The sequence below is a fragment of the Methyloversatilis sp. genome (assembly GCF_965284615.1).
GTDB lineage: Bacteria > Pseudomonadota > Gammaproteobacteria > Burkholderiales > Rhodocyclaceae > Methyloversatilis.
This window is the reverse complement of record NZ_OZ260098.1, coordinates 2,314,133-2,329,604: the sequence shown is the minus strand read 5'-3', so window position 1 is coordinate 2,329,604 and position 15,472 is coordinate 2,314,133. Positions and strand designations below refer to the sequence as shown.

General features: G+C 66.4%; 13 protein-coding genes and 1 pseudogene. 2 read left to right on the top strand and 12 right to left on the bottom strand.

From position 1 onward, the window contains the following. Positions 1-134: 134 nt before the first annotated feature. From ACQ66H_RS11120 to ACQ66H_RS11110, 3 genes are read right to left on the bottom strand one after another with little or no spacing between them, the layout of a single operon-like run. Complete coding sequence (locus ACQ66H_RS11120; RefSeq protein ID WP_430434082.1) at positions 135-887, bottom strand: arginyltransferase; 753 nt, start codon at positions 885-887, stop codon at positions 135-137. A 25-nt stretch (positions 888-912) separates the two neighbouring features. Next, entirely contained in the window at positions 913-1,617 is a 705-nt protein-coding gene (aat, locus tag ACQ66H_RS11115) for a leucyl/phenylalanyl-tRNA--protein transferase (protein ID WP_430434081.1), read from the bottom strand. Then, on the bottom strand, positions 1,614-2,711 hold the full coding sequence (locus tag ACQ66H_RS11110; RefSeq protein ID WP_430434080.1) for an ABC transporter ATP-binding protein: 1,098 nt from the start codon (positions 2,709-2,711) through the stop codon (positions 1,614-1,616). Before ACQ66H_RS11110 ends, aat begins: the two co-directional genes overlap by 4 nt. Positions 2,712-2,843: 132 nt before the next feature. Here ACQ66H_RS11110 and ACQ66H_RS11105 point away from each other — a divergent pair, with 132 nt between their 5' ends. After that, the gene (locus ACQ66H_RS11105; RefSeq protein ID WP_430434079.1) at positions 2,844-4,490 is read left to right on the top strand and encodes an ABC transporter permease; all 1,647 of its coding nucleotides are present in this window, start codon (positions 2,844-2,846) and stop codon (positions 4,488-4,490) included. A gap of 269 nt (positions 4,491-4,759) precedes the next feature. Here the strand turns inward: ACQ66H_RS11105 and ACQ66H_RS11100 are convergent, their stop codons facing one another. From ACQ66H_RS11100 to dapC, 7 genes and pseudogenes are all read right to left on the bottom strand, one after another. Continuing rightward, positions 4,760-5,209: a response regulator gene (locus ACQ66H_RS11100; RefSeq protein WP_019918178.1), complete on the bottom strand. Its 450-nt coding sequence runs from the start codon at positions 5,207-5,209 to the stop codon at positions 4,760-4,762. Positions 5,210-5,236: 27 nt separating this feature from the next. Next, entirely contained in the window at positions 5,237-8,161 is a 2,925-nt protein-coding gene (locus ACQ66H_RS11095) for a PAS domain-containing sensor histidine kinase (protein WP_430434078.1), read from the bottom strand. After that, positions 8,158-9,087: a 50S ribosomal protein L3 N(5)-glutamine methyltransferase gene (gene prmB, locus ACQ66H_RS11090; RefSeq protein WP_430434077.1), complete on the bottom strand. Its 930-nt coding sequence runs from the start codon at positions 9,085-9,087 to the stop codon at positions 8,158-8,160. Before prmB ends, ACQ66H_RS11095 begins: the two co-directional genes overlap by 4 nt. After that, the gene (dapE, locus tag ACQ66H_RS11085; protein WP_430434076.1) at positions 9,084-10,229 is read right to left on the bottom strand and encodes a succinyl-diaminopimelate desuccinylase; all 1,146 of its coding nucleotides are present in this window, start codon (positions 10,227-10,229) and stop codon (positions 9,084-9,086) included. The genes prmB and dapE overlap by 4 nt, the downstream gene beginning before the upstream one ends. Positions 10,230-10,265: 36 nt before the next feature. After that, positions 10,266-11,446, bottom strand: a pseudogene (locus ACQ66H_RS11080) (PilT/PilU family type 4a pilus ATPase). A 43-nt stretch (positions 11,447-11,489) separates the two neighbouring features. Next, positions 11,490-12,308: a 2,3,4,5-tetrahydropyridine-2,6-dicarboxylate N-succinyltransferase gene (gene dapD / locus ACQ66H_RS11075; protein ID WP_430434075.1), complete on the bottom strand. Its 819-nt coding sequence runs from the start codon at positions 12,306-12,308 to the stop codon at positions 11,490-11,492. A gap of 49 nt (positions 12,309-12,357) precedes the next feature. Next, the gene (dapC, locus tag ACQ66H_RS11070) at positions 12,358-13,572 is read right to left on the bottom strand and encodes a succinyldiaminopimelate transaminase (RefSeq protein ID WP_430434074.1); all 1,215 of its coding nucleotides are present in this window, start codon (positions 13,570-13,572) and stop codon (positions 12,358-12,360) included. 75 nt (positions 13,573-13,647) lie between these two features. On the opposite strand from dapC, the gene ACQ66H_RS11065 reads away from it, so the two are divergent. Next, positions 13,648-14,565: a DMT family transporter gene (locus ACQ66H_RS11065; protein WP_430434073.1), complete on the top strand. Its 918-nt coding sequence runs from the start codon at positions 13,648-13,650 to the stop codon at positions 14,563-14,565. Between the two features lie 52 nt (positions 14,566-14,617). Here the strand turns inward: ACQ66H_RS11065 and ACQ66H_RS11060 are convergent, their stop codons facing one another. Continuing rightward, positions 14,618-15,052 carry a type II toxin-antitoxin system VapC family toxin gene (locus ACQ66H_RS11060; protein WP_430434072.1) on the bottom strand — a complete coding sequence of 145 codons (435 nt, stop codon included), beginning with the start codon at positions 15,050-15,052 and terminating at the stop codon, positions 14,618-14,620. 2 nt (positions 15,053-15,054) lie between these two features. After that, positions 15,055-15,327 carry an AbrB/MazE/SpoVT family DNA-binding domain-containing protein gene (locus tag ACQ66H_RS11055; protein ID WP_430434071.1) on the bottom strand — a complete coding sequence of 91 codons (273 nt, stop codon included), beginning with the start codon at positions 15,325-15,327 and terminating at the stop codon, positions 15,055-15,057. Positions 15,328-15,472: the final 145 nt, after the last annotated feature.

Sequence of the window (15,472 nt, the reverse complement as noted above, 5' to 3'; positions counted from 1 at the left end):
CCACCAAAGCACTCCCTGACGGCGGCTGGAGCAGGGGTCTTGTGGGGGCGAGCTTGCTCGCGATTGCGGCCTCAATCGAAGCTGGCCGTCTGCCAAAGTCGTATTGCGACCGCAGGTCGCCCACAAGAGTGGCTCTACAGCCCCAGTTCGCCGTCGTCCAGTTCCCGCCAGACGCTGTCGATGCGGCCTTCGAGTGGGCGGAAGCGGGCCTTGTAGGCCATCTTGGCGCTGTCGCGTATCCAGTAGCCCAGATAGACGTAGGGCAGGCCGAGCAGGCGGGCCAGGCTGACCTGCCACAGGATGTTGTAGGTGCCGTAGCTGGCGCCTTCGACGTCGGGGTCGTAATAGGTGTAGACCGACGACAGGCCGTCGTCGAGGATGTCGATGATGCTGACGATGCGCAGCGGGGCGTCCGGCTCGCTGCCTTCGCGGAATTCGATCAGTCGGGTATCGACATGGCTCTGCAGCAGGAAGTGCGAATACTGTTCGCGCGAGTCCTGGTCCATGCCGCCACCGCTGTGCCGGCTCGACTGGTAGCGCTGGTACAGCGCGTAGTGCTCCTCGCGGAAGGACAGCGGCGCCTCGCGGGCGACCAGGTTCTCGTGTCTTCTTTCCGAGCGGCGCTGCGTGCGCGAGGCGGTAAAGCGATTGACCGGCAGGCGGACCGGCGTGCAGGCGCGGCAGGCGTCGCAATAGGGGCGATAGGTGAACACGCCGCTGCGGCGGAAGCCGGCACGCACCAGATCGCTGTACAGGCGGGCGTCTATCAGGTTGGACGGCGTGGCGACCTGCGAGCGCGCGGTGCGGCCCTGCAGGTAGGAGCAGGCATAGGGTGCCGTTGCATAGAACTGCAGCGTGGTGAAGGGCAGGTCCTTGAGCAGCGCCATCGCGTCAGCGGAATCGGTGTCCGTTTCAGGGTCTGAAGTAAGCCGGTATTTCGTCGGGCCGCCAGCGCCGCGGATGGGCCGACTGCACCGACTGTGACAGCACGCGGCAGAATTCGCTGCGTTCAATTTCACGTCCGCCCATGGACGCCAGGTGCGCAGTGTTCATCTGGCAGTCGATCAGTGCATAGCCCTGCGATTCAAGATAGCGTGCGAGATGCACCAGCGCAATCTTCGAGGTGTCGCGGGCGCGCGAGAACATCGATTCGCCGTAGAACATCCGCCCCAGCGCCAGACCGTAGAGACCGCCCGCAAGTTCGCCATCGACCCAGGTTTCGACGCTGTGCGCCCAGCCCTGTGTGTGCAGCGCGCCGTAGGCGGCGATCATGTGGTCGCTGATCCAGGTGCCGGCCTGCCCGTTGCGCGGCTCGGCACAGGCACGCATGACAGCCTCGAAGGCGGTATCGCAGCGGACTTCGTACGGTCGGTTGCGCAGCACCTTGCCCATCGACGGCGTGATGCGGATTTCGGCCGGCACCAGCACCATGCGCGGGTCCGGACTCCACCACAGCACCGGCTGACCTTCGGAGAACCACGGGAAAATGCCCTGCCGGTAGGCGTCGAGGATGCGCTGCGGCGTCAGTTCGAGACCCGCCGCCAGCAGCCCGTCCGGGTCGCGCAGCGCCGTCTCGACCGGCGGAAACGGGTCGCCGGGTTCCAGCCAGGGAATCACGCCGCGCTGGACAGCGGTTCGACTGCGGTCTCGGGGTGGCGGAAGGCCACCACGTGGTCGGCATCGAGACGGATGCCGATGAATTCGCCGATCGCGTGGTTGTGGTGCGACGGCACCAGCGACAGCACGCGGCGGCCCGAGCCGAGTCGCAGGGTGTACAGGAATTCGGCGCCGCGGAAGGACTTGCACAGCACTTCGGCGCGCAGTGGTGCGGCGTCGTCGTGCACCACGTCGTCCGGACGCAGCAGCACGTTGACACGGTTGTCGGCGGCGCAGTGCGGACAGCCGTCGTCGCAGCGGAAGGGGAACTCGCTGCGCAGCACGCCCAGCTCCATTTCCACCTCGTGGTCGCCGCGCAGCGTACCCGGCAGGAACACGCCCTGACCGACGAAATCGGCGACGAAACGGCTCTCCGGCTTGTGGTAAAGGTTGTACGCACTGTCCCACTGCAGCAGCTGGCCGCCCTGCATGACGCCGATCTCGTCGGCGATGGCGAAGGCTTCTTGCTGGTCGTGCGTGACGAGGATGGCGGTGATGCCGCGCGCCTTCAGGATGTCGCGCAGCTCGGTCGCCAGCCGGGTGCGCAGTTCGACGTCGAGGCTGGAGAAGGGCTCGTCGAGCAGCAGCAGTTCCGGGTCCGGTGCCAGCGCGCGGGCCAGTGCGACGCGCTGCTGCTGGCCGCCCGACAACTGATGCGGGTACTTGTCGGCGTGCTCGGTCAGCCCGACGACCGCCAGCATTTCGTCGGCGCGCGCGCGTTTTTCGTCACGCGAACCGCTGCGCAGGCCGAAGGCGACGTTGTCGGCCACGCTCAGATGCGGGAACAGTGCGAAGTCCTGGAACACCATGCCGACGCGCCGCTGTTCCGGCGCCAGATGCTGGCGGCTGGACGACACCGTGACTCCGTTGATGTCGATGTGCCCCTCGCGCAGCCGCTCGAAGCCGGCGATGGCACGCAGCACCGTCGTCTTGCCACAGCCCGAAGGGCCGAGCAGGCAGCCGATCTGGCCGCGTTCGAGACGCAGCGACAGGTCGCGGACCACTTCGGTGGTGCCGTACGCGATGCGTACGGATTCAAGCAGCAGCTGTGACATGGACCGAAGTGTGGCGGAGGAGGCGGTACAAAAAGGTGATCCGGATCAAGACCGATAATCGCTCTCAATTATAATGCGCCTGCCGCTGCGTGAGCGTACCGGCCACCGATAACTCAAGCCGGGACAGCCGGCATGCCCCACTTGTCTGCCCGCCGTCTCCATCCCCTGTCGCTGATCGCACTGCTGCTGGCGCTGCTGGTGGCCGCACCGGTGCTGTCGGTGCTGTTCAACCTTTTCAGCGGCGGCACCGGCGACACCTGGGCGCATCTGGCGTCAACCGTGCTGCCTGAGTACGTCGCCAGCACGCTGTGGCTCTGTCTTTGGGTCGGGCTGGGTACCGCGGTGATCGGTGTGTCAACCGCCTGGGCCACCGTGATGTGGGAATTCCCGGGCCGCCGCGTGCTGGAATGGGCCATGGTGCTGCCGCTGGCCACACCCGCCTACGTGATGGCCTATACCTACACCGACCTGCTGCAGTTCGTCGGCCCGGTGCAGACGGCCTTGCGTGACACCTTCGGCTGGGAGCGCGGCGACTACTGGTTTCCGGACGTGCGCACCGTCGGCGGTGCCGCCTGCATGTTCGTCGCCGTGCTCTATCCCTACGTATATCTGCTGACGCGGCAATCGCTGATCGAACGCGCTGCCGGGCTGAACGAGGCGGCACGCATGCTGGGGCAGGGCGCCTGGGAAGCCTTCTTCCGCGTCACGCTGCCGCTGGCACGGCCGGCGATTGCCGCTGGCGTGTCGCTGGCGCTGATGGAGACGCTGGCCGATTACGGTGCGGTGAGCTATTTCGGCGTGCAGACTTTCACCACCGGCATCTACCGCGCGTGGTTCTCGCTCGGCGACCGTGTCGCCGCGGCACAGCTGGCCGCGCTGCTGCTTGGTTTTGTCGCCATGTTGCTGCTGGCCGAACGGCTGAGCCGCGGTGGTGCGCGTTTCCATGACAGCGGTCGCGCCGGCGGCAGTGCGCGCCGCCATGCGCTGCCGCGCGCCGCCGGCTGGGGCGTCACCATCGCCTGTGTGCTGCCGCTGGCGGCCGGGTTCATCGTGCCGGCAGCGGTGCTGTTGAAGTGGGCGTTTTCCGAGGGTGACGCGCAGTTCGGCGAGCGTTTCGTCGGGCTGGCAATCAACAGCTTCACGCTGGCCGCCGTCGCCAGTGTCTGTGCGGTGGCGCTCGCGCTGTTGCTCGCCTACGCGGTCCGCACCAGCCGCTCGCGTCTGGTGGCGCTGGCGCGCTCGGCCGTCGGTCTGGGCTACGCAGTGCCGGGTGCGGTGATCGCGGTCGGTATCCTGATTCCGGTCACCCGTCTCGATCACCTGCTGTCCGGGCTGTGGCAGCAGTGGGCCGGCAGCAACCCGGGGCTGTTGCTGACCGGCGGCATTGCTGCGCTGGTGTATGCCTATCTGGCGCGCTTCCTGACGGTGTCGCTGCAATCGGTCGAGTCGGGTCTGGCGCGCATCACGCCCAGCATGGACGAAGCGGCGCGCAGCCTCGGCCTCGGTGTCGGCGCGACCCTGCGCCGCGTGCACTGGCCGATGCTGCGCGGCAGCCTGCTGACCGCCTCGCTGCTGGTATTCGTCGATGTGATGAAGGAGTTGCCGGCGACGCTGGTGATGCGGCCGTTCAACTTCGACACGCTGGCCACCCAGGCTTACACACTGGCCAGTGATGAACGTCTGCAGGAAGCATCGACCGCGGCGCTGGCCATCGTCGCCGTCGGCCTGCTGCCCTTGATTGCGCTGTCGAGACAGATCGCGCGATCGCGGCGGAATTGAGGAGGCGCGCTGTCTGCGCGCCCAGCCAGACCACTGCAGCAGTAGCGTTGGCCGTGGCGGCGGGGCAGGTCGCAGACTTTGATACAGGCCGCAGTCGGGGTCAGAAGACCCCTCCCACAGAATTCCGGTGCCAGCTCCGGTCGTGAATCGGCCACCCCGCCCCTGTGGGAGCGGTCTTCTGACCGCGACTGGGCCGCTGACGTCCGCAGGCTTCGATACAGGTTGCCGTCGGGGTCAGAAGACCCCTCCCACTGAACCCAGGCGCGCGCTCAGTTCGTGGGCGGATCGACCGGCTCGTTCAGCACCAGCCAGTACAGACCGAGCTGGCCGACGGCGTAGATGAACTTCTCGAAATCCACCGGCTTGCGGATGTAGCTGTTGGCGCCGAGCTGGTAGGCCTCGTAGATGTCCTGCTGCTCGCGCGAGGTGGTCAGGATGACGACCGGCAGCAGATTGGTGCGCGCATCGGCACGCACCCGGCGCAGCACTTCCAGGCCGTCTACACGCGGCAGTTTCAGGTCGAGCAGGATGACTGCCGGTGCGACCGACAGGTCGCGGCCGGCGTGGTGGCCGGTGCCGAAGAGATAGTCGAGCGCTTCTACGCCGTCGCGGGCCACGACGACTTCGTTGGCGATGCGGTTCTTGTGAAAGGCTCGAAGCGTCAGCGCCTCGTCGTCGGGATTGTCTTCAACCAGCAGTATCGGGCGTTCGCTTGCCATAAAACCAGCCTGTCCAGGTCTCCCGCATCACTGCGATGGGGGTTCCAGCGTGAAGAAGAAACTTGCTCCGCGTTCCACCTCGGCTTCGGCCCAAATCCGCCCGCCGTGCCGCTGCACGATGCGGTGGACGATGGCCAGACCGATGCCGCTGCCTGAAAACTCACCGACCGAGTGGAGTCGCTGGAAGGGGCCGAAGAGCTTTGTTGCGTAACGCATGTCAAAGCCCGCACCGTCGTCCTTCACAAAATACACGAGCTCTCGTCCAAGCTGCAAGCAGCCGATTTCGATGCGGGCGGCGTCATGGCGGCTGGTGAACTTCCATGCATTGCGCAACAGATTGTCGATCGCGATGCGCAAGAGGTTGGCGTCAGCATACACGCGCATCGACGGCTGGATGAGGAATTCTGCCCTGCGCTCGGGCTCGGTCCGGGCCAGGTCGGCGGCCAGTTCCGAGGCCATCGCGCTGAGATCCACCACCTGTCGGTTCATTTCGTTGCGCGTGATGCGGGCGAGACCGAGCAGATCGTCGATCAGCCGGTGCATGCGCTGAGTGCCGGCGCGGATGCGCTGCAGGTAGTCGCGGCCGCGTTCGTCGAGTCGGTCGGCGTAATCCTCTTCGATCATCCGCGAAAAACCGTCGATGCCGCGCAGCGGTGCCGCGAGATCGTGCGATACCGAGTAACTGAAGCTCTCAAGTTCGCGCATCGCGGTGACCAGTTCGGCCGTGCGCTCGCGCACGCGCGTTTCCAGCTGCTGGTTCAGCGCCAGCACGCTGCGTTCGGCGTCCTTCTGCGCGCGGATGTCCAGACCGGTACCGAGCAGGTGCGGCAGACCGTCGAGGTCGATGCGGTAGAGGCTGAAGGCGTGCGCCAGGTGTTCGCCGCCGGCCGACAGCAACTCCGCCTCGAAGGTGGCGTCGCGGTGTGTCAGGGCGCGCCGGGCCTGACGCCGCAGCAGCGGGTGGAACTCCGGCGGGAAGAGATCGAGCGCCGGTTTACCGATCAGATCGAGGGCGCGGTGGCCGGTGACCGCCTGCAGGTTCTCGTTCCAGCGACGCAGCGCGCCGCGTGCGTCGAGCAGGAAGAAGGCGCCGGGCATGCTGCGCACCAGCGCAGCCGAAAAATTCTCCTCGCGGCGCGCGGTGTCGAGCGCACGGCGACGGGCCGTGTCGTCGGAGAAGATCCAGATGGTCTCGCCCGCTTCACCGGCGTCGCTGGCCAGCTGGCGCACCGAAACGTAGGCATGAAGCGGACTGCCGTCGCGCCGCTGCAGCGTGGTTTCCTGTGCGTAGGGCTGCGGCTTGACGCGCGCAGCGCCTTCGAGCAGGCGCGACAGTTCCATCTCGTCGCGGAAGAAGGGTTCCATCGTCTGCCCGATCAGCGCCCGGCGGTCGTGGCCGAATATTTCCTGACAGCGCCGGTTGCAGTCGGCGATACGGTCGTCGCGCACATAGACGATCGCCACCGGCACGTCGTCGAGCAGGGCCTGCTTCTCGGTCACCAGCGTGCGCACCGCCTGTTCGGCCAGCTTGCGCTCGGTGATGTCGGTGATCGAGCCGGAGAAACGCAGCACCTTGCCCACCGTGTTGCGCGTCGCCAGACCGCGGTCGCGCACCCACAGGTAGTGACCGTCCTCGTGCCGCATGCGGTACTCGATATCGAACGATTCACGACGCAGGAAGTGCTCGTCGATCGCGTGCTGCAGTCGCGACAGGTCGTCCGGATGCACGCGCTCGAGCAGCTGTTCGTGCGTCTGCGGCTGCATGGACTGAGGCAGGCCGAGGATTTCGCTCAGTCGCGGCGACAGGAAGTAACGGCCGGCGCCGATGTCCCAGTCCCAGGCGCCGTCGAAGGAACCCCGCACCGCGTGGAACAGCCGCGCCTCGCTTTCGCGCAACGCGTCCAGTGTCATGCGATCGCGTGTCACGTCCTCTATCGTGCCGGAGACGTAGAGCGGCTTGCCCACGGCGTCGTGGTGGGCGCTTGCGCGCAGCCGGAACCAGCGATAGGTGCCGTCGCGCACGCGCAGCCGGATCTGGTCATCGCTGTGCGTCATTTCGCGCCCGAACAGCCGTTCGCGCGCGCGCCGGACGGTGCCGGCGTCGTCCGGGTGAGTGGCGGCGCCCCAGTTGAACTGCTGCGCGAACGAAGCGTCGCCGCCGTAGCCGAGCAGGTCAGGGAAGCGGTCGCTGTACCAGATCTGTCCGGTCTGCAGATTCCATTCCCACTGCGCTTCGTCGTGTGCGCTGGCTACCCGCGCGAGACGCTCGGCCTCGGCGACGGCGTCGCGACGGCGCTGTTCGAGCGCCGAGCAGGCCGCCTCCAGTACCTGCGCAAGTTTGCTGAGCGGATGCCCCGCCGGGAGGGCGACACGCCCCACCGGTTCGCCGCGCACCAGCGCCGTCGCCGCCGCCTCGACCGGACCGATGGCATGGGCGACGCGCCGTCGCTCGGCGGTACGCGCGCCCCAGGCGACCAGCACGCAGAAGACCGCCAGCGCACAGGCCGGCAGCAGCGTGGTCAGCAGCACCGGCAGCCCGGTGTCGCGCGCGGCGCCTATCGTCAGCGTACCGACCAGCGCGCCGTCCACGCGCAGACCGCCTTCCGCGCGCAGCGTGAGCGCGCTGTCGGCGGCGGCGGAGGCGGGCAGATCGACCAGCAGTTCACCCTTTGCGTCGCGCAGGCTGGCTTCGGTCAGCAGACCTCGGTCGTACGCGTCGGACAGAATGCGGCGCAGTTCGGGCGTCTGCCGCGCCTGCAGCGGCGCCATCAGCGTGTGCGAAAGTTCCGCGTGAACGGCACGCAGATCGCCGCGTGCCGACAGGCTGGCCAGGCCGAGCGAAATCATCAGCACGAAAACGCCGAGCGCGATCGCCTGCCAGCTCGTGGCGGACAGGCGGTGCGAACGGCGATGCGGTGTGGTGTCGGCCGGAGGCGTTTCGCTGCTGCTCATTGCTCCAGATCTTCTGCCCGCAGCAGGAATACGGGAGCAGTGGCCGAGTCGGTGTCGAGCCAGACCAGCGGCAGGTTGGGCAGCGCGGCTTCGGTTTCGGCCTGGTTGCGGCCGACCTCGACCAGCAGCAGACCACCCGGGTTCAGGTGGCGGCCCGCTTCGGCGACGATGCGGCGCACGATATCCATGCCGTCGGCGCCGGCGCCGAGTGCCATTTCCGGCTCGCGACGGAATTCGTCCGGCAGCGCGGCCATGGCCGCTTCGGTCACGTAGGGCGGATTGGAAATGATGAGGTCGTAGCGACGGTCGGCCAGCGGCTCGAACAGGTCGCCGTGCAGCACTTCGACGCGATCACGAAGCGCGTGGTCGTGGATGTTGAGCTGAGCCACCTTGAGCGCGTCGGCCGACAGGTTGACGGCATCGACCCGGGCCTCCTGGAAGAAGTGGGCAGCGGCGATCGCCAGGCAGCCGGAACCGGTGCACAGGTCGAGGATGCGCTCCGGTTCGCCCATGTCGTCGAGCCACGGCGCGAAGCCGTCCTGCATCAGTTCGAAAATGTGCGAGCGCGGAATGATGACGCGTGGATCGACGCGGAAGCGGAAGGGTCCGAGCCAGGCTTCGCCAGTGATGTAAGCAGCGGGTTCGCGCTCTTCGCAGCGGCGCTCGGTTACGCGCATCAGGCGCTCGCACTCGTCCACCGTCAGCGCGGCGTCGAGGAAGGGTTCGAGGCGATCGAGCGGCAGGTGCAGCGTGTGCAGCACCAGATAGACGGCCTCGTCCCAGGCGTTGACGAAGCCCTGGCCGAAGGCGACCTCGGCCGCGCCCATGCGGCTGACCAGATAGCGCACCCAGTCACGCACCGACATGAGTTCTTCCGGCGGCACCGTTTTCTTCGCGGGTGCCTTGTCGCTGGTCTTGAGTTTCATGCTGTGTTTCCTTGACCGAGCAGCCGGTCGAGCAGGTTTTCGTAGATGCGCGACAGCGGCTCGATGTCGGCCACCGCCACGCATTCATTCAGTTTGTGGATGGTGGCGTTGCTCGGGCCGATCTCGACCACCTGGGTGCAGATGTCGGCAATGAAGCGGCCGTCCGAGGTGCCGCCGGTGGTCGACAGTTCCGTCGTCAGTCCGGTCACGTCGCGGATGGCCGCTTCGGCCGCATCGACCAGCGTGCCGCGCGGCGTCAGGTAGGGCTTGCCGCCCAGCGTCCACACGATGTCGTGGTCAACGCCGTGCCGATCGAGTACGTCAATCAGCCGCGCTTTCAGCGATTCGGGCGTGCTGGCGGTCGAGAAGCGGAAGTTGAACAGCACCTCCAGCGTCCCCGGAATGACATTGGTCGCGCCGGTGCCGCCCTTGATGTTCGAAATCTGCCAGCTGGTCGGCGGGAAGTATTCGTTGCCCTCGTCCCAGCGGATGGCGGCGAGTTCGGCCAGCGCAGGGCCGAACATGTGGATCGGGTTCTTCGCCAAGTGCGGGTAGGCGATATGTCCCTGCACCCCCTTGACCGTGAGCTTGCCGGACAGTGAGCCGCGGCGGCCGTTCTTGATCATGTCGCCCAGCTTCGTCACCGAAGTGGGCTCGCCGACCACGCAGTAATCGAGTCTTTCGCCGCGCGCGGCAAGGGCCTCGACCACGCGCACCGTGCCGTCGATGGCATCGCCTTCCTCGTCGGAGGTGAGCAGGAAGGCGATCGAGCCGGTGTGGTCGGGGCAGCGCGCGACGAAACGTTCGGTCGAGGTGACGAAGGCAGCCAGCGAAGCCTTCATGTCGGCCGCGCCGCGGCCGTACAGCATGCCATCGCGCACGACCGGTTCGAACGGGTCGCTGTTCCACTGGTCGAGCGGGCCGGTGGGCACCACGTCGGTGTGACCGGCAAAGCAGAACAGCGGGCCGGCGGTGCCGCGACGCGCCCACAGGTTGGACACGCCGCCGGCGTCGATGCGTTCGAGTGTGAATCCGGCTGCGGCCAGCCGGTTGCCTATTGTTTCGAGACAGCCGCCGTCGACTGGCGTGACCGAACGGGTGGAAATGAGCTGCCGGGTGAGCTCAAGGGTTGCTTCTGACATACGGGGGGAGAAATCCGGGGAAAGTCGGCGATGCGGTCAGCGGCCGCTTTCGTCGAGGTTGAGCGAGAACTCGGCGAACGAGGCGCCGATCGGCTCGGTCGATTCGAGATCGCGCATTTCCAGGCTGGGCGCATCGGCCTTGGGGGCTTCGGTCACGCCGAACTGCGAATTGTTAATGAGCCAGGACAGATTGGTCGGCGAGTCGGAATTCGACAGCGCTTCGTCGAGCGTGATTTCGCCCTCGCGATAGAGGCGGAACAGGTCCTGCTCGAAGGTCTGCGAGCCAGGCGCCATGCTGCGCTCCATCGCTTCCTTGACGCTGTTGATTTCGCCGCGCTCGACCAGCTCGGAAATGTGGCGCGTGTTCAGTAGCACTTCGACCGCCGGCATGCGCCGGCCATCCGGCTTGCGCACCAGACGTTGCGAAATGATGCCCTTCAGCGTGACCGACAGGTCGAGGAAGAGCAGCGGACGGCTGTCCAGCGGGAAGAAATTGACGATGCGGTTCAGCGCGTGGTGGGCGTTGTTGGCGTGCAGCGTGGCCAGGCAGAGGTGGCCGGTCTGCGCGTAGGCGAGGGCGGCCTGCATGGTTTCGACGTCGCGGATTTCGCCGATCAGGATGCAGTCGGGCGCCTGGCGCATCGCGTTCTTCAGCGCCGGCGCCCAGCCCTCGGTGTCCATGCCGATCTCGCGCTGGTTCACGATCGATTTCTTGTGCTTGAACAGGTACTCGATCGGATCCTCGACCGTCAGGATGTGACCCGACTTGTTGGCGTTGCGATGGTCGATCATCGCCGCCATCGTCGTGACTTGCCGGAACCGGTGGCACCGACGACCAGGATGAGCCCGCGCTTTTCCATGATCAGCTCGGTCAGCACCGGCGGCAGGCCCAGCGTGTCGAGCGGCGGAATGTCGCCGAGGATGTAGCGCACCACCATGGCGATGCTGCCGCGCTGCCAGAACATGTTCACGCGGAAGTTGCCGAGGTCGCGCCGGCCGAAGGACAGGTTCAGTTCGCGCGTCTTCTCGAACTTCTGCTGCTGCTCGTCGCTGAGCATTTCATAGGCCATGCGCTGGATCGTTTCCGGATCCATCACGCGCTGGTTGATCGGCACCGTGGTGCCCTGGATCTTGATCGCGATCGGCGCGCCGGCAGAAATGAAGATGTCGGAGGCGTTCTTGTCCGCCATGACCTGGAACAGCTTGTCGAGAATCACGGCGGGCCTCCGACGGCAGCGACTTCAGTGGATCAGTAGGTGCTCAGGCGCGCAGCAGTTCGTTGATGCTGGTCTTGGCGCGCGTCTGCGCGTTGACCCGCTTCACGATGACCGCGCAGTACAGGCTGTACTTGCCGTCGGCCGACGGCAGGTTGCCGGACACGACGACCGAACCTTCGGGCACGCGGCCGTACATCACCTCGCCGGTGGCGCGGTCGTAGATCTTGGTGCTCTGGCCGATGTACACGCCCATCGAGATGACGCAGTTGTCCTCGACGATGACGCCTTCGACCACTTCCGAACGGGCGCCGATGAAGCAGTTGTCGCCGATGATGGTCGGGTTGGCCTGCACCGGCTCCAGCACGCCGCCAATGCCGACGCCGCCCGACAGGTGCACATTCTTGCCGATCTGCGCGCAGGAACCGACGGTGGCCCAGGTGTTGACCATGGTGCCTTCACCGACATAGGCGCCGATGTTCACGTAGGACGGCATCAGCACCGCGTTCTTCGCGATGAAAGCGCCGCGGCGCACGGTGGCCGGCGGCACGACGCGGAAACCGCCGGCGCGGAAGGCCGCTTCGTCGTAGCCGGCGAACTTCATCGGCACCTTGTCGTAGTAGCGGGTTTCGGCGCCGTCCATGACGACGTTGTCCTGCATGCGGAAGGACAGCAGCACCGCCTTCTTGATCCACTGGTGGGTGACCCACTCGCCGTCGATGCGCTCGGCGACGCGCAGCGCGCCGCTGTCCAGCTGCGAAAGGACGAAGTCGATGGCTTCGCGCACTTCGGCCGGCGCATTGGTCGGCGAGTACTGGGTGCGGTTTTCGAAGGCGGTTTCGATGATCTGCTGTGCGGCCTGCATGGAGGGTGTCCCGTAAGTTTTATGGTGTGGAGGGTAGTGGCGCCGCGGCTCAGAGCGCGCGGCAGAACTGCACGATGCGTTCAGCGGCCTCGATGCACTCGCCGGCGGGTGCCACCAGCGCGATGCGGACGAAGCCTGCCCCCGGGTTGATGCCGTGGGCGTTGCGGGCAAGGTAGCTGCCCGGCAAAACCGCAACATTATATTCGGCGAGCAGCCGGCGGGCGAATTCGGCGTCATCGATTGGCGTGCGCGCCCACAGGTAGAAGCTGGCGTCCGGCAGCGGCGAATCCATGACTGAGGCGATCAGCGGCTGCACCGCGTCGAACTTGGCACGGTACTGGTCGCGGTTGTCGCGCACGTGCGCCTCGTCCTGCCAGGCGGCAATGCTGGCGCGCTGCACCGCCAGCCCCATCGCGCTGCCGTGGTAGGTGCGGTAGAGCAGGAAGCGCTTGAGCAGTCGGGCGTCGCCGGCAACGAAGCCGGAGCGCAGGCCCGGCACGTTGGAGCGCTTGGACAGACTTGAAAACACCACCAGCCGCTCGAAACCGTCGCGGCCCAGCGCCTTCGCCGCCTGCAGGCCGCCGAGCGGCGGGGCCGCCTCGTCGAAATAGATTTCCGAATAGCACTCGTCGGAGGCGATCACGAAACCGTGGCGGTCGGCCAGTTCGAACAGCGTGCGCCACTCCTCCAGCGTCATCACCTTGCCGCAGGGATTGGCCGGCGAGCACACGTACACAAGCTGCACGCCCTTCCAGTCGGCGTCGGCGATGCGGTCGAAGTTGCAGGCGAAGCGATCGTCCGGCAACTGGTTATAGAAGGCGATCTGCGCGCCGGCCAGCAGGGCCGCGCCTTCATAGATCTGGTAGAACGGATTCGGTGCCAGCACCTTGGCGTCGGGCCGGCTGGCGTCGATCACGCACTGCGCAAACGAAAAGAGCGCCTCGCGCGAGCCATTCACCGGGAGCACCTGGGTCGCCGCATTCACGGCAGGCAGACCGTAGCGGCGCTGCAGCCAGGCCGCGATACACTCGCGCAGCGCGTCGATGCCGGCCGTGGTCGGATAGACCGCGAGGCCGTCGAGCGCGCCGGTCAGCGCGTCCTTGATCAGCTGAGGCGTGGCATGCTGCGGCTCGCCGATAGACAGGCGAACCAGCGGCAGGTCGGCCGGGCCGGTTACGCCGGCGGTCAATTCCTTCAGTCTTTCAAAGGGATAGGGTTGGAGCAGCGACAGATGGGGCGTGACGGGCAGGGTGTCGTTCAGCATGAAAGTCAGCAGTTTCGGTCCTTGAAGCCGGTGGCGCCGACCGCGGCGCCCGGAAACGCATAAGTATACGTCCCGATGCTCACTTCCCGCCGGCCGTCTTCACGGCTGCTGCCCTCGATCGCGCTGCTCGCCGGCGCCGTCATCTGGGGCCTCGTCTGGTACCCCTACCGCGTCATTGACGCCGCCGGCATGGGTGGCGTCACCGCCACCTTCATCACCTACGGCCTCGCCTTCCTGTTCGGCCTTGTGCCGCTGTGGCCGGTGCTGCGCCGCACCCGCCCCAGCTTCTGGCTGGTCGCGCTGGCGCTGGCGGCGGCCGGCACCAATCTGGGTTATGTGCTGGGTACGCTGGACGGCGTGGTGATGCGCGTGCTGCTGCTGTTCTACCTGTCGCCGCTATGGACCGTACTGCTGTCGCGCCTGCTGCTGGGCGAACGGCTGAGCCGGGCCGGCGCCGGCGTGATCGCGCTGTCGCTGGCCGGCGCCTTCGTCATGCTGTGGCGCCCGGAACTGGGCCTGCCCTGGCCACAGGGCTCCGCCGAGTGGATGGGCCTGGGCGCCGGCGTCTGTTTCGCGCTGGCCAACGTGCTCATCCGCCGCACCGCCCACATCGAGATCGAACAGAAGGTGATGGCCGTCTTCCTCGGCGTCATCGCCGTAGCCCCCGTCGCCGCCTGGCTGCGCGGCGAAGCCCCGCTGCAGCAGTTCGCCGCCATCGGCGCCGACACCTGGCTGCTGCTCGCGCTGATCGGCGGCGTGCTGCTGCTGGTCAATCTGGTGGTGCAGTATGGCATCACCTTCCTCAGCGCCAACGCCGCCATCGCGCTCTTCCTGTTCGAACTGGTGGTCGCCGCGATTTCGTCCTGGTGGCTGGCGGGTGAGGTGATGGGCGTGAAGGAGTGGATAGGAGGCGCGATGATCATCGCGGCCAGTCTGTTTTCGGGGCATCTGGAGCCAGAGCGGACAGATCAGGACGCCGGAGGCGAAGTCTGATCCTCGGCGCAGTTCGATGCGTACTGGACAGCCCCGGTCGTTAAGTCACGGGTCAAGGCGCGATGACTGAGAGCCGTGCGAAGTAACTCCGATACGGCTTCGGATCGCGGGTAAGTACGCTCAAATTGGCGACGGCTGCGTGAGCACCGATGAAAAAGTCGGGAAGCGGCTTGTCCCGGCCGCCGCCGCGGCGTCGGTACAGTGCGAAGGCGGCCGCTGCCAGGGAGGACGCTGCCCATGGCAAGGGCGTCCGCGAGGTTTCATAGATATCGAGCATCGCATCCAGGGCGCCGATGTCCGGGTCGGGAATCAGCAGTTCGGTGTAGATGACGATGTTCACGTGCAGGGGGTATCGCTCGCTGCAGCGTTGCAATTGCTCCACGGCCCACTCATACCAGGGGCTGGCATCGTCGATGCAGTCCACCCAGACATTCGTATCGACCAGCACGCCGGCCGAGCCGTCATAGCTGGAAAGACTGGCGAGCATTACTACGGGGCGCCGTCGGCGGGGTCATCGCCGCGGATGAAATGCATGATTTCGTCCGCGCCCATCTGTCTGAATTCGGCACCCAGACTGCCGCGTACCCGTGCAGCGGCGGCCTTGAGCCGAGCCCGACGGTCTTCCCTGACGCCTGTGCCGACAGGGGTGATGACGATCTTGCTGCCTTCAAGGCTGAACGTCACCTCGCTGCCCGGCGCAACGCCTGCAGCGTCGCGTATGTGCTTGGGGATGGTGACCTGTCCTTTTTCGGTGACGAGCATCTCACACTCCCGGGTAAGAATTGGAAGTAAGAATCCTACCTGAGTGCGGCGACAAAGAACATCAGAGGCAGTTTCGCGTTTGAACACATGACCTCGCTCAAGGGGCACGCTTAGGACCTCGGCGTTGCGCTTGCATGGGACGAGC